This is a genomic window from Algiphilus sp. (assembly GCF_023145115.1).
In the GTDB taxonomy this organism is placed as follows: domain Bacteria; phylum Pseudomonadota; class Gammaproteobacteria; order Nevskiales; family Nevskiaceae; genus Algiphilus.
The window spans coordinates 21,093-27,567 of sequence record NZ_JAGLEJ010000004.1; the positions used below are offsets into that span (position 1 = coordinate 21,093).

Annotated in this window: 5 protein-coding genes; 4 read left to right on the forward strand and 1 reads right to left on the reverse strand. The window is 67.2% G+C overall.

Annotated elements, in window-relative coordinates; translation table 11 throughout:
• Nucleotides 1-8: 8 nt before the first annotated feature.
• Complete coding sequence (locus KAH28_RS01255; protein WP_290573985.1) at nt 9-833, reverse strand: aldo/keto reductase; 825 nt, start codon at nt 831-833, stop codon at nt 9-11.
• A gap of 144 nt (nt 834-977) precedes the next feature.
• Between KAH28_RS01255 and KAH28_RS01260 the strand changes: the two genes are divergently transcribed.
• From KAH28_RS01260 to KAH28_RS01275, 4 genes are all read left to right on the forward strand, one after another.
• Complete coding sequence (locus KAH28_RS01260) at nt 978-1,352, forward strand: DUF6746 family protein (RefSeq protein ID WP_290573986.1); 375 nt, start codon at nt 978-980, stop codon at nt 1,350-1,352.
• A 408-nt stretch (nt 1,353-1,760) separates the two neighbouring features.
• A complete protein-coding gene (locus tag KAH28_RS01265; RefSeq protein WP_290573987.1) occupies nt 1,761-2,201 on the forward strand; it encodes a hypothetical protein in 441 nt (146 codons plus the stop codon).
• A gap of 323 nt (nt 2,202-2,524) precedes the next feature.
• A complete protein-coding gene (locus KAH28_RS01270) occupies nt 2,525-4,666 on the forward strand; it encodes a hypothetical protein (protein ID WP_290573988.1) in 2,142 nt (713 codons plus the stop codon).
• 71 nt (nt 4,667-4,737) lie between these two features.
• Entirely contained in the window at nt 4,738-6,210 is a 1,473-nt protein-coding gene (locus KAH28_RS01275; protein ID WP_290573989.1) for a hypothetical protein, read from the forward strand.
• The last annotated feature ends 265 nt before the right edge of the window (nt 6,211-6,475 follow it).

Consider the following 6,475-nt stretch of genomic DNA (forward strand, 5'->3'; position numbering starts at 1 on the left):
CGGGCGCGTCACGCCGCATCCCATTCGGGCGCAAAGCCCGGATCGATGAGCCGCACGTCCTTCGGCAGCTCGTTGTCGATGGCGGCGCGCTCGGCATCGTCCAGGACGAAGTCGCCGACCGCGAAGTTGGCGCGGATGTGGTCCGGCGTGCGGCTGCGCGGCAGCGCCACCACGCCCTGATCGAGCAGCCACCGCAGCGCCACCTGGCCGGGGTCCCGGCCGTGCGCGGCCGCGATGCGCTGCAGCACGGGATCGTCGAATACCCGGCCGCGCGCCAGCGGACTGTAGGCGGTGACGCTCATGCCGAGCTCGCGCGCTGCCGCCAGCACGCGCTGCTGCCCGAGGTACGGGTGGAACTCCACCTGATTGGTGACGATGCGCCCGGGTGCGATCCCGGCGGCTTCACGCATCAGCGCGCAGGGAAAGTTGCTGATGCCGACGTGCTTCGTCATGCCGCGCTCCTGCACGTCCACCAGTGCGCCCAGCGTCTCGGCAAGCGATACGTCCGGATTCGGCCAGTGCAGCAGCAACAGGTCCACCTGCTCCACGCGCAGGCGCCGCAGGCTCTCCGCCACCGACGCCTGCAGATCGCAGTCCCGGAAGTGATCGGTCCAGACCTTGGTGGTCAGGAAGATCGCGTCGCGCGGCACATCGCTGGCTGCCAGCGCCTCGCCCACCGCGGCCTCGTTGCGGTACACCTGGGCGGTATCGATATGACGGTATCCGGCGGCGAGCGCCGCCTCGACCGCCGGACCGGCGTCCTCCGGCGTCAACTCGAAAGTGCCGAACCCCAGCGCGGGAATGCGCGCCGCGCCGGCCGTGATGTGATCCATGTCGAACCTCCCGTTCGAATCGCATTGTGGGAAGGCGGCTGGCGCGACAGGCGCCGGGTTCGGGGCATTCAGCGCACGTCCCGCGACCGGCACCGACGCTATGCTTGTCGGCTCGCATCCACCCGCTTCGTCTAGGAGTCCCGCATGTCCCGCATCGTTCCCGCGCTCGCTCTGGTCGCGAGCCTCGGCCTTCCCGCCGTCCACGCCGCCGAGGACCGTCCCGAGCACTACCAGGGCGCCGAGAGCGCGACGCTGGCCGAGGCCTTCTCCTACCTCGAGGTCTACAACGAGGGGCTCGCCGAGCTGCTGGCCAGGGACGAGCTCACCGCCTCCGACCTCAACCGCATCCATCAGATGACCTACACCATGGAGAACGCCGTCGCCCGACTGCGCGACGAGCTCGAGGGGGCGGCCGCCTCGCTGGAGGAACTGCACCTGGCCTCCGAGCGCGCCGACGCCGACGCCGCGCGCGAGCACGGCGATGCCTATCTGGGGACGCTGCAGCAGTTCTCGCGATAGCGCTGGGATCCCGGCCGATTCTTCGGGGGAAGCCGCCGCTCGGCTCCCGCACGTCGCGCGCAGCCGCGCCCCGCTCCGGACCCATGAGCGGATGGCACACCGGGTGAGGAAGACGGCGTTGCATCGCGCACGGTCGGTAGACCGTGCGCCGGCTCCCTCGCCGACCGTCCTTCGACACCCGATCGCGAGCAGGAGTGGCCGTCAAGCGGTCGGACGCGAGACGCCCGCCCGATCATTGAAGGCAACCGCGCGGCGAGCTTCCGAGCACGAATGCGATGGGAGCACCGGGACCGGCCCGAGGATCAGGCCCTGCTCCGAAAGCGCTGGCACGTGAGTTGCTATGCTTCCCGACTAGCTACCGTGAGCCGTTCTTCGGCACGTTGTGCCCTGACCGTGGCGGAGAGGTTCTTGAACTTTCGAGTCATTTTCTTCGTTGTCGTTGCCAGCGTTGCGCTGATCGCGCTCTTCGACCGGCTTCGTCCGGAGGAGTCGGCTGCACGCGCGGCGCCGGAGACCGCACAGGCTCCCGCCGGCAGCGATCAGGCGCCGGCCACCATCGGCGGTGACGATCAGGAACGCGACCCGAGCGTGTACACGTTCCGGTTCTCGGAGGGCCAGCGCGTGGAAGGCCCGCGCATCATCAGGGGCCGGCAGGGCGAGCAGATCACGCTTCGCGTGGCGAGCGACCGGGCGCAGAAGCTGCACCTGCACGGCTATGACCGGGTGTTGGACCTGCATCCCGGTGCAACGACCGAATTGCACCTCGCGCTGGCTCACTCCGGTCGTTTCGAACTGGAGTTGCACGACCCGCACGTACAGGTCGGCATCATCGAGGTTCAGCCCCGGTAGCTGCCGGGGCAAGCGATGTGGGCACCGCTTCGATCCGGACACCTTCGAAGGCGCCTGGCGTGACGGCATGCAGTGCTGCGGGCGGTAGTGGCAACGCGGTACCGAGCGGGACTGGCCCAGGGATAGGGATAGGGATAGGGAGAGAGAGGATGAGAGTGCAATACGCGAACAATGCCTTCGCTGCTTCGCAGCGTTGGGGAAGCTTCCGCCCGGTTTGTGCGGCTCTTGCGGCGCTGTTGCTGGTCGCCTGCGGTGGATCCGACCCGGTCGACGGGCCGACCGACCCGGGTCCTGGCGGGGGCGGCAATGACCCTTCCGATCAGGTGCTCACCCGCTTCGACCTGTACAACCAGTGCTGGGTCATGAAGGCCGACGGCGCCTACGTGACGCGCGATGGTGACCGCTTCTTTGCGAGCGGCTCCGGCGTCGACGAAGCCGAGAAGTTCTACATGCGGGCCGCCAACCTGGGGCGCTATCTCTTCTACACGACGGACGAGCAGCTCATGACTGCCCGGAACGCCCTGAACGAGACCCGCTCCATCGGCGCCGTCCCGCAATCGCGACCGACGGATGGTTCGGATTGGACCTTCGCGGAGACCGGCGAGGCGCTGAGCGCATCGACACTGAACGGGTCCCTGGCGGTCGGCGGTGACGGCCAGCTGGTGCTGGGTGACATGCCCGCAGCACTGACCTTCGAGCGGGCCCAGGGCTGTGCGGTCTATCCGGAAATGCCGCTCGGGGTGATCGGCACGACCTACACCGGCAATATCGACGAACCGGTCATCGGATTCGCGGATGTCCATACCCACATGGCCATGGGCAGCGAGATGTCGGACGGCAGCAGGGATGTCGGCCCCTCGGCCGGTGGCGTCATGTACGGCCAGGCGGTCCACCGCTTCGGCGTGACGCACGCGCTGGAGAATTGCCGGCGCCATCACGGGCCCAACGGGATTCTCGATCCGGAAGCCCTCATTCTCGATCTCACGCCGGGGGCCACGCACGACACGCAGGGCTGGCCCACGTTCGTGGACTGGCCATTCCACGATTCCCAGTTGCACCAGCAGATGTACTGGCGCTGGCTGGAACGCGCCTGGATGGCGGGACTGCGATTGATGACCATCCACGGCACCAACATCGAGGCGCTGTGCCAGGTTGCCCAGCTGGTGGGCGGCGACCGCGACCTGCAACTGGGCGACGCAACCTGTCGCGACATGGAGGTGGGCGTCCTCCAGGTCGAGTACCTGACCGACATTCAGGACTACATCGACGCCCAGTTCGGTGGTCCGGGCAAGGGCTTCTTCCGCATCGTGGGCAGCCCGGGCGAGGCGAGGCAGGTCATCGCGCAGGGCAAGCTGGCGGTCATTCCGGGCCTCGAGTTCTCCAACATCTTCGGCTGCAATGTCCGGTTCGGCCCGCTCGGCAACGAGATCAGCGGATGCACGCGCGAACAGATCGACGCCGAGATCGACCGCGCCTGGGACCTCGGCGTGCGGCAGGTGTTTCCCTACCACGATGTCGACAGCGCGCTCGGTGGCGCCGGCCTGTTCCAGAACTTCCTCGAGATCATCAACTTCGTCGGCACCGGGCGGTTCTGGGAGACCTATCCCTGCGAGGATGGTGGCGAAGGCGACACCTACTTCTACAACGCCGGCATGACGGCCCTGACATCCCCGCTTCCCCTCGGCGGCGACCCGTTTACCGATGCCCTTCTGGAGCTCACGCAGGGACTTCTGCCGACCTTGAAGACCGGCCGCCGCTGTAACAAGCGCAACGTCACCGACCTCGGGATCTATGCCATCGACAAGATGATGAAGAAGGGCTTCATCATCGACATCGACCACGCGGAAATTCGCAGCAAGCAGATCATGCTGGACTACACCGCGATCACGGCACCGGACTATCCGCTGGTTTCGGGCCACAGCGGCCAGGGCGGCCTGAGCAATGCCCAGGCGCAACAGCTTCTTGCCCAGGGCGGCGTGATCTATCCGATCAACCAGAACGGCGAGGGACACATCGCGTTCCTGGACAAGCTCCGGGAGCAGTGGGACCTGTCGGGAACGGACCGCGTCCTGTCCGCCGGCTACGGCGCCGACGCCAACGGCCTGCGCAACCTCCCCGGACCGCGCGGCATGGGGCGCATCACGGAAACCGGCCCGGTCGCGTACCCGTTCCAGATGTTCCAGGGGGAAGGCTGGGGACCCCAGTTCGACGCGATCGCCCCCATCACGGTCGAGATGCTGGCGGTGCCCGGTCCCGAGGGCAAGATGTGGGACGTGAACGAAGCGGGCATGTACCACTACGGCATGATCACCGACATCGTGGAGGAGATCCGCCTCGAAGGGGGACAGACGGCGCTGGATGCCCTCTACAACTCGGCCGAGACCTATCTGCGCCTGTGGGAGCAGACGCTGCAGGCCGCCGAGGACGCGCGGACCAGGCCGACGCCGGACGAAGTCCCCCGATAACCTCCCGGGCACCGGCCGGCATCATCACCGCATCGGCCGGTGCCCCCCCCCCCCCGAACAGCTGCTCCTTCATGAATCGGATCCACGGCGCGTGCCTCGCATCGGTATCGCTCCTGGCGTGGCCGGGTGTCGCCTGCGCGCACGGCTTCGGCGCGCTGTACAACCTCCCGGTGCCCTTCTGGCTGTACGGCTGGAGCGCTTCGGCGACGCTGATCGTTTCCTTCCTGATTGCGGGCATGCTGCTGTCCCGACCGGGACCATCCGGCAACCCGACCACGCGTGACATCGGTGACGCTCTCTGGCTACGGGCGCTCGGGCGGCTCGTGCCGGCGCTGCGGCTGTTCGCGGTATTCCTGCTGCTGCTCTGCATCGTCACGGGCTACTTCGGCAACCGGGATCCGGTCCGCAACTTCAGCCTGACCTTCTTCTGGATCATCTTCCTGCTGCTGCTCACGTATCTGACGGCGCTGATCGGGAACGTCTACGCCGCCCTCAACCCGTGGCGGACGATCACCGACGGAATCGCGCGCGCACGGCGCGGATACGGGGAAGGCCGCTTCCGCTACCCGAAGTGGCTCGGCGACTGGCCCGCCCTGGTTCTCTACATGGGCTTCATCTGGTTCGAGCTCTTCGGAACCGGCCGGCCGCAACCGCTGGCGATATTCCTGACCGGCTACACCCTGCTGAACGTGTTCGGCGTGTGGCTGGTGGGCACGCACGCCTGGTTCCGCCACTGCGAGTTCTTCTCGGTATTCCTGCGCCTCGTCGCCCTGCTGGCGCCTCTGGACTACCGACGCGATGCATCCGACCGCGGAAGCCGTGTTCGCCTGCGCTGGCCTTTCGCAGGGCTGTTGTCCGAGCGCCCCGAACACCTCAGCACCGTCGCCTTCGTGCTGGCAATGCTCGCGACCACGGCGTTCGACGGCCTCAAGGCAACGCAATGGTGGGTCAGTCTGTTCTGGGGGGATCCGACCGGCATGCTGACCGAGTGGGTCGGCGTGCGGCCGATGAACGCGATCGGCGTACTCAGGCCGTGGTTCATCGCCTGGGAATCGTTCTGGCTGTTCGCGGCCCCCTTTCTCTATCTGGGCGCGTACCTCAGTGCGGTCTGGCTGGCCAGGTGGGTCACGCGCTGCGCGCGCCCGACGCGCGAACTCGCCCTCGATTTCGCCTTTGCCCTGCTGCCGATCGCCGTCGTGTACAACGTCACGCACTACGCCACGCTGATCCTCACCCACGGCCTCAAGATCATCAGCCTGGCGTCCGATCCGTTCGGGTGGAAATGGGACCTGTTCGGCACCGCGCTGAAGTTCCGGGCCCCCATCCTCCCGGACATGGGCGTGGTATGGCATTCGCAAGTGGGGCTGATCCTGTTCGGGCACATCGTCAGCGTCTGGATCGCGCACCTGGTGGCACTGCGCATCCTCCCGTCGCGCGGCTCCGCAACGGCGAGCCAGTTGCCGATGCTGATCCTGATGATCGGCTTCACCGTCGCCGGCCTCTGGATTCTGGCTCAGCCCCTGACGGTCATGTTGATGCGCTAGCGACGACCACACCGTGCCCGACCACCGCCCCTTCCACTGTCGTGGTCGAGCGCCAGCCGGCGGAGATTGGCGCGGCGCCGGGCTGGCCGACCGATTGTCTGGAATCGATATTGCGGTCATCCCCCGGACACGGGACGGATCGATGCGCTGCAAATGGAATGCGCGCGCCCGGTCATCGAACGAGAAAGCCCCCGGCGCCTCGGGCGCCGGGGGCTTTCCGACCATCGATATGGTGGGCGGTACTAGGATCGAACTAGTGACCCCT

Excerpts from the sequence above, each read along its gene's own strand:
- KAH28_RS01255 (WP_290573985.1), bottom strand. The coding sequence starts at position 833 with ATGGATCACATCACGGCCGGCGCGGCGCGCATTCCCGCGCTGGGGTTC.
- KAH28_RS01260 (WP_290573986.1), top strand. The coding sequence starts at position 978 with ATGTCCCGCATCGTTCCCGCGCTCGCTCTGGTCGCGAGCCTCGGCCTT.
- KAH28_RS01275 (WP_290573989.1), top strand. The coding sequence starts at position 4,738 with ATGAATCGGATCCACGGCGCGTGCCTCGCATCGGTATCGCTCCTGGCG.